The organism is Ralstonia sp. RRA (assembly GCF_037023145.1).
Taxonomy (GTDB): Bacteria; Pseudomonadota; Gammaproteobacteria; order Burkholderiales; family Burkholderiaceae; genus Ralstonia.
Window position 1 is genome coordinate 868,079 of record NZ_CP146091.1, and the last position, 13,599, is coordinate 881,677.

The following is a 13,599-nucleotide window of genomic DNA, read 5'->3' on the forward strand; positions in this document are numbered from 1 at the left end:
TATAATGCGAATCATTCTCATTTGATGGGCGGCAGCGGGCACCTTGCCTGATCGCTGGCCATCGCTTCTGCCGGGCGAGCCAGCGGGTCTTCACCTGCAAGCCAACGGATCGACGCGCCGCGTGATGTTTCTGCGGCGCGTTTTTTCTTCTTCCCCAGTGCATGACATGCATGTCGGGGCGCGCTCGGTTTGACCAATCCTGATCGAACCTTTGCCTGCGATGACCCGCCGTCTTACGGCCCGCACACTACCGTGCGCGCTTGCCGCCATTCCTCTTGCCGCTTTGCTCACCGCCACGCCCGCGCGTGCTGACGACACCCAACCCGCCGCCGGCAATCACGCCAAGGTAGACCTTGATGAAACCACCGTCACCGCGCGCAGCCAGCGTGGCTTTGCAGCCAGCACGGCAGAGGTGGGCGCGTTCCGTGGGATGGCATTGCGCGATATTCCTGCCACGGTGAACGTGGTCACGCGCGAGGCGCTGGATGCGCAGCAGGACACGTCGCTGTTCGATGCGCTGCGCAACACGGCAAGCGTGACGCGTCAGCAGCTCTCCGGTGAGACCTTCGACAACCTCGCCATCCGCGGCGTGACGATGGAGAACCGCACCAACTTCCGCTTCAACGGTTCGTTGCCGATTGCAGCGCTCGCGGCCATTCCGCTGGAAAACAAGGAGCGCGTGGAAGTGCTCAAGGGCGTGTCGGCGCTGTACTACGGCTACACCACGCCGGGCGGTGTGGTGAACCTCGTCACCAAGCGCGCGGGCAACACGCCGGTCACCACGCTGGGTGTGCAGTTCGATAGCAATGGCTCGATCGTCAGCACGCTGGACGTGGCCCGCCGCTTTGGTGAAGACAACCAGTACGGCATCCGCTTCAACGCTGCGGGCGGTTCGCTGCAATCGCCTACCAGCGGGATCGATGGCACGCGCCAGCTCGGGGCCGTGGCGTTCGACTGGAAGGTCAACAGCCGCCTGAGCCTGAAGGCGGACGTGGAGTACTCACGCAAGATCATCACCGAGCAATCCGTAGTGACGCTGCCGGCGGCCAAGAACGGCGTGATCATGCTGCCCGCCATGCCGGATCCGACCAAGCGACTGGCGCCGGGCTGGGCAGACTTCAACGGCAACACCACCAATGCGCTGGTGCGTGCCGACTATGCGCTCAGTGATGCATGGCTGTTGACCGTGGAGGGCGGCATGTCGGAAACGGCACGCACGCGCGCCTTTACGGAATTCCGCCTGACCAATCCGATCACCGGCGCGGGCACCATCTCCGGTAACCGCCAGAGCGGGCTGTGGCACACGAGCCACGTGCGCGCAGACATCAACGGCACGGAGAAGACGGGCTGGATCACGCATGACCTGACCTTTGGCGTGGCGCGTTCGGACTTCCGCCAGGCAGCGGTGTACTCCGACCGCTTCAGCGGTGCACAGAACCTGTATAACCCGATCGACCTCGGCTGGTTGCCGACGCAGGGCAACAGCACCACGCCTGCGCAGCGCGCCGTGGACACGGGTGTCTACGCGATGGACCGCATGACGCTGTCGGAGCACTGGCAGGTGATCGCCGGCCTGCGCTATACGAGCTACACCAGCACGCAGGCCCCCAACCGCTACGAGGCCAGCAAGACCACGCCACTGGGCGCCGTCATCTACAAGTTCACGCCCACGCTGTCGGCGTATGCGTCGTACGCGCAGGGGTTGGAAGCCGGCCAGCGCGCGCCGAATACCGCTGCCAATGCCAACGTGGCGATGCCGCCTGCGTTGAGCGAGCAGAAGGAAGTGGGCGTGCGCTATGAAACGCCGGCCGGCACGCAGCTCGCCGCAGCCGTGTACGACATCGACCGCGCCGCTGCCTACACCAATAACGCGAACGTCTTTGTGCAAGACGGGCGCGAGCGCATTCGAGGTATCGAACTGACCGCGCAGGGCCGCGTTACGAAAGACCTGTCGCTGCTGGCCTCCGCTGGCTGGACCGATGCCAAGTTCCGAGGCGTCGGCAACGGCCTGAACGGCAACACGCCCGAGAACACGCCGCGCAGCACCGCCAGCGTGTTTGCGGAGTACACGCTGCCGATGCTGCGCTCGGTGTCGTTCAACGCCGGTGCGTACTACCTCGGCCCGCGCCCCGTGAACGACGCCAACCAGGCGGAGCTCGGCGGCACCACGCTGTTCAGCGCCGGCGTGCGCTACGTCACGCGCATCTCGGGCAAGCGCACCACGCTGCAGTTCAACGTCGACAACCTGACCGACAAGCGCTACTGGGGCGGTGCTGGCAACAACCGCCTGTCGATGGGCGCACCGCGCCTGTTCAAGCTCGGCATGAAGATCGATCTGTGATGATGTTTTCAGGAGTGCAACCCATGCAATCGCTGCTTCGTTTTCTTGCCATCGCGTTGATGGCATTCGCCTTCACCCAGCCCGCCACCGCAGATACCCAGCCGGGCACCGGCAAGACCGTCCTGATGGTCGTCCGCATGCAAGGCAAGAGCCTGCCGATCGACAAGCAGATCGTCGCGCATCTCGAAGCGCGCGGTTACGCCGTCACGCTGTACGACCAGTATCAGCCGGCAGAGCGCGCGAAGGATTTCGACCTCGTCGTGCTGTCGTCAACCGTGCGCTCGCGCGACCTGCTGGGTGCCTACCGTAACGTGCCCGTCCCGCTGATGACGTGGGAGAACGACCTGCTCGACGACCTGGCGATGACCGGCAAGCGCCTCGGCACCGATTTCGGTATGGCTGAAAAAGAGCACTACCTGTGGATGGTCAACGCCCCGCACCCCCTCTCGGGCGGTGTGCCGGCCGGCGTGGCCGTGGGCTACGCCAAGGATGCCCCGATGGGCTGGGGCAAGCCGGGCCTGGGCGCAAGCATCATCGCCAGCGTGGCGGGCGACCCGAGCAAGGCCACCATCTTCGGCTATGAGAAGGGCGCGACGATGGACTATGAAACGCTCGCCCCCGCCCGCCGCGTGTTCTTTTTCCTAGACAACGAAACCTTCCCGAACCTCACGCCGACAGGTCGCAAACTGTTCGATGCCGCCATCGACTGGGCAGCCGCGGGAGGAAAGTAGACCAAGCCAACACGCCGCAGCGCTTACACATGAGCCCAGACGGTTTGGCCGTACCTTGCCCTATGCGGCGCCTTGAATTTCTGTTGCAAGGAGGAAAAAGAGGGGAGGCTGTCTGAGCGCAGCGAGTTTGCCTCCCCTCCCTCCTTGCGACATAAATTCAAGGAGTCTTTCGCCGCATCGGGCGCGCCTTTCTTTGGCAAGACAAAGAAAGTGAGTCAGCCCCGGCAGGGGATGAAACAAGGGATGGACCACCCCGGTCCAAAAAGGCCTATAGCCCCACAACATCCCCCCCAACAACTCCGCATTTGCGCAACAACCCCCCACCTCCTTAAGCTGCCGACAACATTTCTCCAAGTCGCAGCTTCCTCATGCAAATCGCAGTAGTCGGCGCCGGCATCATCGGCATCAGCACAGCAATCGCGCTGGCCCAGGAAGGCCATCAGGTCACCCTGATCGAACGCCACCCGGGCCCGGGCGAAGGCACCAGCTACGCCAACGGCGGCCAGCTCAGCTACAGCTATGTGGCGCCGCTGGCCGGCCCCGGTGTGCTCTCGCACGTACCCGGCTGGCTGCTGCGCAGCGACTCCCCTCTGCGCCTGAAACCCTCGCTGGACCCGGCGCTGCTGCGCTGGGGGCTGCGTTTTATCGCGGCATGCAACCGCGAGCGCGCCGACCGCACCACGCGCGAACTGCTTGCGCTGTCGTTCTACAGCCGCACCCGCATGGAAGCCCTGCGCGAGGCATCGCCCGAACTGGCCTTCAGCTTTGCCCGCCGCGGCAAGCTGGTGGTGCACCGCGATGCGACAGCCTTCGAGTCCGCCCGCGCCCAGGTCGGCTACCAGGCCACGCTCGGGTGCGAGCAGCATGCGCTGTCCGCCGATGAGGCCATTGCCCACGAACCTGCGCTCGACGGTGTGCGCGACCAGATCGTCGGTGCGATCTATACGTCCGATGAAGACGTGGCCGATTGCCACCAGCTCTGCGTGGGTCTGTTCAACCGGCTGCGCGAGATGCCCAACGTGACGCTGCGCTTCAGCACCGGGGTCAACGCGCTGTGGACGGAAGGGCGTCGCGTGCGCGGCGTGAAGCTGGCCGATGGCGAGCAGTTCGCGGCGGATGCCGTGGTAATGGCGGCAGGCGTGACCAGCGCCAAGCTGCTCGGCCCACTCGGAATCGATCCCGGCCTGTATCCGCTCAAGGGCTACAGCATCAGCCTGCCGCTGGATGAAGGCGATGTTGCACCGCGCATCAGCGTGACAGACGCCGCGCGCAAGATCGTCTATGCCCGCATCGGACAGACGCTGCGTGTGGCCGGCATGGCTGATCTGGTCGGCTGGTCGACCACGCTCGACACCCGCCGCGTGCAGACCTTGTACGACGAAACCCGCGCGCTGTTTCCCGGCGCCATGCGTGCCAATGACGCGGGTGCCGATGCCGCGCCGTGGGCGGGCATGCGCCCGGCAACGCCGACCGGCGTGCCGGTGGTTGGTGCATCACCGGTAGACGGGCTGTGGCTGAATGTTGGCCACGGAGCGTTGGGCTTTACGCTGGCGCTGGGCAGCGCCGGCCTGCTGGCCGACATGATTGCGGGGCGCAAGCCCGCGATTTCTCCAGTACCGTATGCGCTGGCTGCGTGATCCAAGTACAAGAGATTCAAAAGACCGAACGTGCAAGCTGATGGCCTGCGCCAATTGGTAACCAAAGAAGTCTGGAGCGAACACACCCAAAGGAGGGGAAGCATGAAGACGCTGCATCCGATCAACTCGACCAAACGCATCCTGTGCGGACTGACGCTGGCTGCGGCCGGTGCCCTGGCGGCGCTGTCCACCGGCGCGCAGGCACAGTCGAACGACACGCTGGCGAAGATCAAGCAATCGGGCGTGATTTCCGTCGGCTACCGTGAGTCGTCGATTCCGTTCTCGTACCAGGCCGATGCGAACACCATCACCGGTTACTCGCAAGAAATCTCCAACATGATCGTCGATGGCGTGAAGAAGAAGCTGGGCCTGGCCAACCTGCAGGTCAAGCTCACGCCGATCACTTCGCAGAACCGCATCTCGCTGCTGCAGAACGGCACGATCGATTTCGAGTGCGGCTCGACCACCAACAACCTTGATCGCCAGAAGCAGGTCGCGTTCTCGAACAACATCTTCATCTACGGCATGCTGATGCTGGTGAAGAAGGATTCGGGCATCAAGGACTTCCCGGACCTGAAGGGCAAGACCGTGGTGACCACCGCTGGCACCACTGAAGACCGCATCCTGCAGAAGATGAACGGCGAAGCGAAGGACGCCGACAAGATGAACCTGATCCTCGCCAAGGATCACGGCCAGGCATTTCTGACGCTGGAGTCGGGCCGTGCCGTCGCCTTCGTGATGGATGAGCCGCTGCTGTACGGCGAGCGCACCAAGGCCAAGAACCAAAACGACTGGGTGGTGGTCGGCACGCCGCTGCAGACCGAAACCTACGCATGCATGATGCGTAAGGACGATCCGGCGTTCAAGAAGGTGGCCGACGACGTGATTGCCGACCTGATGAAGTCGGGCAAGGCCAATGACCTGTACAAGAAGTGGTTCCTATCGCCGATTCCGCCGAAGGGCCTGAACCTGAACTACCCGATGACGACGGGGATGAAGGAGTTGTACGCTCACCCGAACGACAAGGCGATTCAATAAGAGCGCTAGCAGCACAAACGAAAAACGGGGGACATCATCGTCCCCCGTTTTTTATTGTGCGACGCCTGCGTTCAGGCTGGTTGGGCCCACGGCGAGCGGATGTCTGCAAGGAATCGCTGCGCACGCGGATGCTGTGGGCGCAGGAAGAAGTCTTCGGGTTTGGCGCGCTCCAGCACCTGGCCCTGGTCCATGAAGATCACGCGGTCGGCCACTTCGCGTGCGAAGCCCATTTCGTGCGTGACGCAGACCATGGTCATGCCATCGCGGGCGAGGTCCTTCATCACCAGCAGCACTTCGTTCACCATCTCCGGGTCCAGCGCGGAGGTCGGCTCGTCGAACAGCATCACCGGCGGTTTCATTGCCAGCGCACGGGCAATCGCCACGCGTTGTTGCTGCCCGCCTGACAGTTCGCCGGGGAAAGCATTGGCCTTGTGCGGCAGACCCACGCGTTCCAGCAGACTCATCGCAAAGTCGCGCGCTTCCTGCGGCAGCATGCGTTTGAGCTGCACCGGTGCCAGCGTGCAGTTCTGCATGACCGTCAGGTGCGGGAACAGGTTGAACTGCTGGAACACGAAGCCGATGCCGCTGCGCAGAACGTTCACGTTGACGCCGTGGGCGTGCACGTCCTGCCCGTTGACGATGATGCGGCCTTTCTGGATCGCCTCCAGCCGGTTCAGTGTGCGGATCAGCGTTGACTTGCCCGAGCCTGACGGCCCGCACACCACCACGACTTCGCCCTGGGCGACAGTCTCATTGACGTCGACGAGGGCGTGGTACTCGCCATACCATTTGTCGACGTGTTCGATCGTAATCATGTTCATGGTTTGGATGGAGCGTGTGCGGCAAGGCGCCGTTCCAGGAAGAACGCCACGCGGGTCAGGCTGAAGCACATCACGAAATAGCTGATCGCCAGTAGGCCGTAGACCTCGGCAGATTTGACCATCACGGCCGTGCTGATCTGCCCCGCCACGAACGACACTTCGGGCAGGCTGATGATGTAGCCGAGCGAGGTTTCTTTAATGGTGGAAACGAGCTGGTTGACCAGCGACGGCAGCATGTTGCGCAGCGCCTGCGGCAGGATCACGCGCTGCATTGCCTGCATATAGGACAGACCGAGCGAGCGGGCGGATTCCATTTGCCCACGAGGCAGAGCCTGGATGCCGGCGCGCACGATCTCCGCCAGATAAGCACCGTCAAAGATCACCAGCGCGGTCAGCATGGTGCTGAACTGGTCCGTACGCTGGCCGGTGATGGTGGGCAGCAGGAAGTACGCCCAGAAGATCACCATGAGCAGCGGTGTGCCGCGCACCACGTAGACGAGCGCCGTCGCCGGCCAGCGCAGCACGGCAAACGGGCTCACGCGGCACAGGCCCAGCACGATGCCCACCGGCAACGCCAGAATCAAGCCGGCCGATGCCAGCAGGAACGTCAGCGCCAGACCGCCCAGCGGGCCGTTCGGATACTGGCCGATCAGGTAGTAAACGCCGTAGGTTTGAATGAGGTCAAGCATGGCTACAGCGTCCGCACAGGATAGCGATGCTGATACCAGGCGGAGAACACCGTGATCGCAATCGAAATGGTCAGATAGGCTGCAGTGGCAAACGCAAACGCCTCAAAGCCGCGGAAGGTGGCGGACTCCACCTGCTGTGCCTGGTACATCAACTCGGCCACACCGATCACCATGGCGATGCTGGAATTCTTCCACAGGCTCAACGTTTGGCTGACCAACGGTGGCACGGTCACGCGCAGCGATTGCGGCAGCACCACGAGCCGCATCGCCTGAAGGAAAGAAAGGCCGAGTGCGCGGCTGGCTTCCAACTGCTCCTTCGGGATTGAGCGGATGCCGCTGCGGATGTCCTCTGCCATATAGGCGGCCGTGTAGAGCACGAGTGCGATGACGGCGCTCGCGGCCTCGTAGTTCAGACTATAGAGCCAGTCCTTGATGAACTGCGGCAGGATCTGCGGCGCGCCGAAATACCAGAACAGCATGTGCGCAAGCAGCGGCACATTGCGGATGGCTTCAACGTAGGTCTGGCCGATGGCGCGCAACGGCGCGGCCGGCGCCAGGCGCAGCAGCGCCACCACGATGGCAAGCGGCAACGCCAGCACGAAGGCCAGCAGCGACAGCTTGATCGACAGGAAGAAACCGCTGACAAGCCACTGGTGATACTGCCCCGAGAGCAGCATCGACAAATTGAATTGGGGCATGGAGATTCATACCGCCCGGCCGAGGTTGAAACCCTGGTCCGGGCGGCCCGACGTGTAATTAGTCGATCTTGTCGGTGGAAATCTTGAAGGTGCGCTGCGGGAAGGCCATCTTCGTGGTCGGGCCGAACCACTTGTCGAACAGCTTCTGCGCCTCGCCGCTCTTTTCCATGCCCAGCAGCACGTCGTCAACCTGCTTCTTGAAGGCCGGCTCACCCTTGCGGATGCCCAGCGCGAGGTGCTCGGTCGACAGGTTCTGCGGCAGGAGCGCGTAGTCCTTCGCCAGCGGGCCCATCTTGGCCATGTTGCCGATCAGCGTGGTCTCGTCGTTCACGTAGGCGACGCCCTTGCCTTGTTGCAGGGCCAGCAGCGCCTGCGGGCTGTTGTCGAACGAGACGACATCGGCGTTCTTGATGGTCTTGGCGATGTTGGCTTCCATGGTGGAGCCCTTGACCGTCAGGAGCTTCTTGCCGTCGAGCTGGGCAAGCGACGTGATGCCGCTGTCCTTCTTGACCATGGCCTTCTGACCGGTGATGAAGGTCGACACCGAGAAGTCGATCTGCGCCTCGCGCTCCTTGTTGTGCGTGAGCGAGGCGGCCAGCAGATCCACGCGGCCTTGCTGCAGCTCGGGCAGGCGTGCGGCCACGGCAAGTTGCTTGAGCACGGGCTTCACGCCGATGCTCTTGGCCACGGCGTCGCACATATCGACGTCGTAGCCGACGATCTCGCGGCTCATTGGGTCTTTCAGGAAGCTGAACGGCTCGTCGGTGCCGAGCACGCCGCAGACGAGTTCACCTTTCTTCTTGATGTCGGCGAGCTGGTCGGCATGGGCGGTGGTGGCGACCAGGGTGGCAGCGGCCAGGACGGCAGCGCCGGCAACTTGTGTCAGACGTCGGCTTGTTTTCATTGGGTTTCCTCCTTGACGACTTGGGTGGTTGGCAGTGCGTGAATCAAGATCGACCGCGAGCATACAGGCGTGCGATGGGCTTGGCTGCTCGCTATCCGGATAACCATATGACGGCAGCGCAAGTCGCCCAACTATAGACCATGCCGACTGGCACAAACGCAGGCTGGCAAATGGGTTGGGGCGAATTGCACGGGCGGTTTTGCGGGTTGTCTGGAGCGCTGGCTGCGGTGGCTCAAATGCAGGCGCGGCAGGATTGAGGCACGGCGTGCTTGTTATGGAAAGAAGACATGGGCTGCCATTAATGACATGGCAACCGAACCGGCTCCATCGGGGGATTCCCGGTGCCGTGCGCTTGTCTTACAGGGCACCGCAGATGGTTTCGTTGATGGGCACGTCGCCGACCATCTCATGGTCGTTGCCGCGATAGCGGTAGACCAGACTCAGGCCCAGACGCGTCAGGATGCGTACGTCGCCGTTGTTGCAGATGTTCTTCTGCAGGATCGGCACGAAGTTCAGCCGGAAACCCTGCGACGCCGCCGAGTGCGCCGCGTAGTTGGTCAGCGTGATAAGGAAGACGAGGTTCTTCTTCTGCGCCAGCGTGCATTGCACAAGCGCGGTCTCCCGGTCGAGCGGGATGGGGGTGAAACGGTTGATTTCCGTGCAAGCCTGGGCGAGCGCGCGGTCGGTATTGCGGGCGGGGCCGGTGAGGGCAGGCACGCCGGCTGCGGCGGTGCTGCGGCCGGTGGCGGCACCGACCAGCATGCGTGCCAGCGGAGTCAGCTCCTGCAGGGCAGAAGCTCCAGCCAAGGACTGCGATTGTGCCCACAGGGGGCAGGCCAGCAACGGCAGGGCAATCGCCAGGGCGCGCGCAGCGCTTGCCCGACCACTCGTCTGACGGCAACGCAGGCGGCCTTTCACATCCAGACCGATCCGAATGGCGGCGTGTTGAGTCACAGACATCCTCTTTGCCCACGAAGCCACAATTTTATTGAAAAAAACGCCGGGATGCGAGGCGCCTAATGCACCCAATCGCACGCAACTTGCTTGCGATCAGGTCCGCACACGCACCATGGCCGAGATGCGCTCGGCCGCTTCCTGCAATGGCCCGAGAAACTGCTTGGTCATCTGCTTGGCTGACGTACGGTTGGCCTGCCCGCTGATGTTCATGGCGGCGATGATATCGCCCGCCCGATTGCGGATCGGCGCTGACAGCGAGATCAGCCCTTCCTCCAACTCCTGGTCAACCAGCGCCCAGCCCTGCTGGCGCACGCCGGCAATGACCGCCTTCAATGCATCGACTTCGGTGACGGTGCGCTGCGTGCGCGCGCGGCGGTCGGATTCGCGCAGCACGATGTCAAGCCGATCTTCCGGCAGGCCGGACAGCAGCACGCGCCCCATTGACGTACAGAACGCCGGCAGGCGGCTGCCTACCGCCAGATTCAGCGCGATGATCTTCTGCGTGGGTACGCGCAGCACGTAGACGATTTCCGTGCCGTCGAGCACCGAGGCGGAGCAGCTCTCATGGACCGTCTGCACCAGTTCTTCCATCACCGGCTCGGCGAGGTTCCAGAACGGCATCGAGGTGAGATAGGCGAAACCCAGGTCGAGAATCTTGGGCGTGAGCCGGAACAGGCGCCCTTCGAAGCTGACGTAGCCCAGGCTCACCAGCGTGAGCAGGATGCGGCGGGCGCCCGCACGTGTGAGGCCGGCTGCTTCGGCAACTTCGGAGAGCGTTTGCTCAGGCCGCTCCGCATTGAATGCGCGGATGACGGACAACCCGCGTGCGAAGGATTGCACGTAGGAATCGCTGGGTTTTTCGGCGGGAAGTTCGGCGGTGGACATGCAGGGAAGCGAAAGCGGAGTACTGACCTCAAGACTACTGACATTCCACAGATTTCGCTACTCGAACGCCTGATCGCCATGCGTACGCCTTGACATGGGTGGGAGCCCGGGCGTAGATTAGTTCTTGGATCGAACGTGAGTTCGTACGTCGAACAAAAGGGAGCGTGGGCCGGACAGCAAAGGCCTGTGTCGATCCAGTCGTTAATCAGGAGACTCGCAGGCCGCGCGTTCGCGGCCCGGCCATTTCCGGCCCCGCGATGCTCCGAGCGGCGCCAGGCGATCAACATGCGTGGCGCCCCTGCCGGAGAATGCACGTGATCAACAAGATTTGTCCGACTGTGGAGGCCGCGCTGGCCGATATCCCTGACGGTGCCACCATCATGATCGGCGGGTTCGGTACCGCTGGCATGCCTGCTGCGCTGATCGACGGGCTCATCGCCCACGGCGCACGTGGGCTCACCATCATCAACAACAACGCCGGCAACGGCGAGACAGGCCTTGCCGCGCTGCTCAAGGCACGCCGTGTGCGCAAGATCATCTGCTCGTTCCCGCGCCAGGCCGATTCCTACGTGTTCGACGCGCTCTACCGCGCCGGCGAGATCGAGCTGGAACTGGTGCCGCAAGGCAATCTGGCCGAGCGCATCCGCGCTGCGGGCGCCGGCATCGGCGGCTTCTTCTGCCCGACCGCATACGGCACGCAACTGGCGGAGGGCAAGGAGACGCGCATCATTGACGGCAAACCGTACGTGTTCGAGCTGCCGCTGACCGCCGACTACGCGCTCATCAAGGCGCTGCAGGCGGACCGCTGGGGCAACCTCGTCTACCGCAAGACCGCGCGCAACTTCGGCCCGGTGATGGCCATGGCGGCCAAATGCACCATCGCGCAGGTTAGCGAGACGGTGGAGCTGGGCGCGTTGGACCCGGAGCACATCGTCACGCCCGGCATCTTCGTCAAGCGTGTCGTCCAACTCGGCAGCGCTGTACAAGCCAAGGAGGCCGCATGAGTGCCGAAGCAACCACCCAATTCAAGCGCTGGACGCGCGACCAGATCGCCACCCGCGTGGCGCGCGATATTCCTGACGGCTCCATCGTCAACCTCGGTATCGGCCTGCCGACGCTGGTGGCCAACCAGTTGCCTGCTGACCGCGAAATCATCCTGCACACCGAAAACGGCTTGCTCGGCATGGGCCCGGCACCCGCACCTGGTGACGAGGATGAAGACCTCATCAATGCAGGCAAGCAGCCCGTCACCATCAAGCCTGGCGCGTCGTTCTTCCATCACGCCGACTCGTTTGCCATGATGCGAGGCGGCCATCTCGACTACTGCGTGCTCGGCGGCTTCCAGGTGTCGGCCACGGGTGATCTGGCCAACTGGCACACCGGCGCACCGGATGCGATTCCGGCCGTGGGCGGGGCAATGGATCTGGCCATCGGGGCCAAGCGGGTCTTTGTGATGATGGAGCACCAGACCAAGCAGGGCGACAGCAAGATCGTGCAGTCGTGCACGTATCCGCTGACGGGCGTCGGCTGTGTCGATACCATCTACACCGACCTTGCCGTGATCGACATCACCCCCGAGGGGCTGGTGGTGCGCGAGATGGCTGAGGGCCTCGATTTCGAGTCGCTGCAGACGCTGACGGCCGCGCCGCTGCGTCGCTCATAACGCATACATTGCTGGAGACAAACCACCATGACCGAAGCCTTTATCTGCGACGCCATCCGCACCCCCATCGGCCGCTACGGCGGCAGCCTGTCCGCCGTGCGCGCGGATGACCTGGGCGCGGTGCCGCTCAAGGCGCTGATGGCGCGCAATCCGCAGGTCGACTGGTCGGCCATCGACGACGTGATTTTCGGCTGCGCCAACCAGGCTGGTGAAGACAACCGCAATGTGGCGCGCATGTCGTCGCTGCTGGCCGGGTTGCCCGAGGGCGTGCCGGGTTCGACCATCAACCGCCTGTGCGGCTCGGGCATGGATGCCACCGGCACGGCCGCGCGCGCCATCCGCGCCGGAGAGACCTCGCTGATGATCGCCGGCGGCGTGGAGAGCATGAGCCGCGCGCCGTTCGTCATGGGCAAGGCCGCCAGCGCCTTCTCACGCGATGCCGCCATTTATGACACGACCATCGGCTGGCGCTTCATCAACCCGCTGATGAAGGCGCAGTACGGCGTCGACTCGATGCCCGAAACCGCTGAGAACGTCGCCACCGATTACAACGTCAACCGCGAAGACCAGGACCGCTTTGCGCTGCGCAGCCAGGCCAACGCGGCGCGTGCGCAGGAAGACGGCACGCTCGCGCAGGAAATCACCGCGGTGACGATTCCGCAGAAGAAGGGCGACGCCATTGTCGTGAGCCGCGACGAGCATCCGCGTGCAACCACCATGGAAGCGCTGGCCAAGCTCAAGGGCGTGGTGCGCCCGGACGGCACGGTCACCGCCGGCAATGCCTCGGGGGTGAACGATGGCGCTTGCGCACTGCTGCTCGCCAACGAGGCATCGGCAAAACGCTTTGGCCTGACGCCGCGTGCGCGCATTGTCGGCATGGCGACCGCTGGTGTGCCGCCGCGCGTGATGGGTATCGGCCCGGCGCCGGCCTCGCAGAAGCTGCTCAAGCAGCTGGGCTTGACGATCGATCAAATGGACGTGATCGAGCTGAACGAGGCATTTGCCGCGCAAGGCTTGGCGGTCACACGCCAGCTCGGCTTGCGGGATGACGACCCGCGCGTCAACCCGAACGGCGGCGCCATCGCGCTGGGTCACCCGCTCGGCATGAGCGGTGCGCGCCTGGTGACGACGGCGATGTATCAGCTGCATCGCACCGGTGGCCGCTATGCGCTGTGCACGATGTGCATCGGCGTAGGCCAGGGCATTGCGCTGGTGATCGAACGCGTTTGATATCG

13 protein-coding genes are annotated in these 13,599 nt (G+C 63.8%); 7 read left to right on the forward strand and 6 right to left on the reverse strand.

Annotated elements, in window-relative coordinates; translation table 11 throughout:
• Window positions 1-220 precede the first annotated feature (220 nt).
• The 4 genes from V6657_RS04250 (at window position 221) to V6657_RS04265 (ending at window position 5,747) form a co-directional block, all read left to right on the forward strand.
• Complete coding sequence (locus tag V6657_RS04250; RefSeq protein ID WP_048931856.1) at window positions 221-2,341, forward strand: TonB-dependent siderophore receptor; 2,121 nt, start codon at window positions 221-223, stop codon at window positions 2,339-2,341.
• Between the two features lie 23 nt (window positions 2,342-2,364).
• Entirely contained in the window at window positions 2,365-3,072 is a 708-nt protein-coding gene (locus V6657_RS04255) for a hypothetical protein (protein WP_048931857.1), read from the forward strand.
• 368 nt (window positions 3,073-3,440) lie between these two features.
• Entirely contained in the window at window positions 3,441-4,709 is a 1,269-nt protein-coding gene (locus V6657_RS04260; protein ID WP_048931858.1) for a D-amino acid dehydrogenase, read from the forward strand.
• Between the two features lie 102 nt (window positions 4,710-4,811).
• A complete protein-coding gene (locus V6657_RS04265; protein WP_048931859.1) occupies window positions 4,812-5,747 on the forward strand; it encodes a glutamate/aspartate ABC transporter substrate-binding protein in 936 nt (311 codons plus the stop codon).
• 71 nt (window positions 5,748-5,818) lie between these two features.
• On the opposite strand, the gene V6657_RS04270 is transcribed toward V6657_RS04265, so the two are convergent.
• The 6 genes from V6657_RS04270 to V6657_RS04295 all read right to left on the reverse strand — a co-directional run bounded on the left by V6657_RS04270 (window position 5,819) and on the right by V6657_RS04295 (window position 10,701).
• A complete protein-coding gene (locus V6657_RS04270) occupies window positions 5,819-6,568 on the reverse strand; it encodes an amino acid ABC transporter ATP-binding protein (protein ID WP_082170093.1) in 750 nt (249 codons plus the stop codon).
• Window positions 6,565-7,257 carry an amino acid ABC transporter permease gene (locus tag V6657_RS04275; protein ID WP_048931860.1) on the reverse strand — a complete coding sequence of 231 codons (693 nt, stop codon included), beginning with the start codon at window positions 7,255-7,257 and terminating at the stop codon, window positions 6,565-6,567. The genes V6657_RS04270 and V6657_RS04275 overlap by 4 nt, the downstream gene beginning before the upstream one ends.
• Window positions 7,258-7,259: 2 nt before the next feature.
• Window positions 7,260-7,955: an amino acid ABC transporter permease gene (locus V6657_RS04280; protein WP_048931861.1), complete on the reverse strand. Its 696-nt coding sequence runs from the start codon at window positions 7,953-7,955 to the stop codon at window positions 7,260-7,262.
• Between the two features lie 58 nt (window positions 7,956-8,013).
• On the reverse strand, window positions 8,014-8,859 hold the full coding sequence (locus V6657_RS04285; RefSeq protein ID WP_048931862.1) for an ABC transporter substrate-binding protein: 846 nt from the start codon (window positions 8,857-8,859) through the stop codon (window positions 8,014-8,016).
• Between the two features lie 357 nt (window positions 8,860-9,216).
• Window positions 9,217-9,819 (reverse strand): hypothetical protein, encoded by a 603-nt coding sequence (locus V6657_RS04290; RefSeq protein ID WP_048931863.1) that lies wholly within the window; start codon window positions 9,817-9,819, stop codon window positions 9,217-9,219.
• 90 nt (window positions 9,820-9,909) lie between these two features.
• A complete protein-coding gene (locus V6657_RS04295; RefSeq protein WP_048931864.1) occupies window positions 9,910-10,701 on the reverse strand; it encodes an IclR family transcriptional regulator in 792 nt (263 codons plus the stop codon).
• Between the two features lie 314 nt (window positions 10,702-11,015).
• On the opposite strand from V6657_RS04295, the gene V6657_RS04300 reads away from it, so the two are divergent.
• The 3 genes from V6657_RS04300 to pcaF are packed head-to-tail and all read left to right on the forward strand — an operon-like array spanning window position 11,016 to window position 13,594.
• Window positions 11,016-11,705 carry a 3-oxoacid CoA-transferase subunit A gene (locus tag V6657_RS04300; protein ID WP_048931994.1) on the forward strand — a complete coding sequence of 230 codons (690 nt, stop codon included), beginning with the start codon at window positions 11,016-11,018 and terminating at the stop codon, window positions 11,703-11,705.
• Complete coding sequence (locus V6657_RS04305) at window positions 11,702-12,364, forward strand: CoA transferase subunit B (protein WP_048931865.1); 663 nt, start codon at window positions 11,702-11,704, stop codon at window positions 12,362-12,364. Before V6657_RS04300 ends, V6657_RS04305 begins: the two co-directional genes overlap by 4 nt.
• Before the next feature lie 27 nt (window positions 12,365-12,391).
• Window positions 12,392-13,594 (forward strand): 3-oxoadipyl-CoA thiolase, encoded by a 1,203-nt coding sequence (gene pcaF / locus V6657_RS04310; protein ID WP_048931866.1) that lies wholly within the window; start codon window positions 12,392-12,394, stop codon window positions 13,592-13,594.
• Window positions 13,595-13,599 lie beyond the last annotated feature (5 nt).

Bases quoted from the DNA above. Each gene is read 5' to 3' on its own strand.
- V6657_RS04250 (WP_048931856.1), top strand. From the start codon at position 221: ATGACCCGCCGTCTTACGGCCCGCACACTACCGTGCGCGCTTGCCGCC.
- V6657_RS04255 (WP_048931857.1), top strand. From the start codon at position 2,365: ATGCAATCGCTGCTTCGTTTTCTTGCCATCGCGTTGATGGCATTCGCC.
- V6657_RS04260 (WP_048931858.1), top strand. From the start codon at position 3,441: ATGCAAATCGCAGTAGTCGGCGCCGGCATCATCGGCATCAGCACAGCA.
- V6657_RS04265 (WP_048931859.1), top strand. From the start codon at position 4,812: ATGAAGACGCTGCATCCGATCAACTCGACCAAACGCATCCTGTGCGGA.
- V6657_RS04270 (WP_082170093.1), bottom strand. From the start codon at position 6,568: ATGAACATGATTACGATCGAACACGTCGACAAATGGTATGGCGAGTAC.
- V6657_RS04275 (WP_048931860.1), bottom strand. From the start codon at position 7,257: ATGCTTGACCTCATTCAAACCTACGGCGTTTACTACCTGATCGGCCAG.
- V6657_RS04280 (WP_048931861.1), bottom strand. From the start codon at position 7,955: ATGCCCCAATTCAATTTGTCGATGCTGCTCTCGGGGCAGTATCACCAG.
- V6657_RS04285 (WP_048931862.1), bottom strand. From the start codon at position 8,859: ATGAAAACAAGCCGACGTCTGACACAAGTTGCCGGCGCTGCCGTCCTG.
- V6657_RS04290 (WP_048931863.1), bottom strand. From the start codon at position 9,819: ATGTCTGTGACTCAACACGCCGCCATTCGGATCGGTCTGGATGTGAAA.
- V6657_RS04295 (WP_048931864.1), bottom strand. From the start codon at position 10,701: ATGTCCACCGCCGAACTTCCCGCCGAAAAACCCAGCGATTCCTACGTG.
- V6657_RS04305 (WP_048931865.1), top strand. From the start codon at position 11,702: ATGAGTGCCGAAGCAACCACCCAATTCAAGCGCTGGACGCGCGACCAG.
- pcaF (WP_048931866.1), top strand. From the start codon at position 12,392: ATGACCGAAGCCTTTATCTGCGACGCCATCCGCACCCCCATCGGCCGC.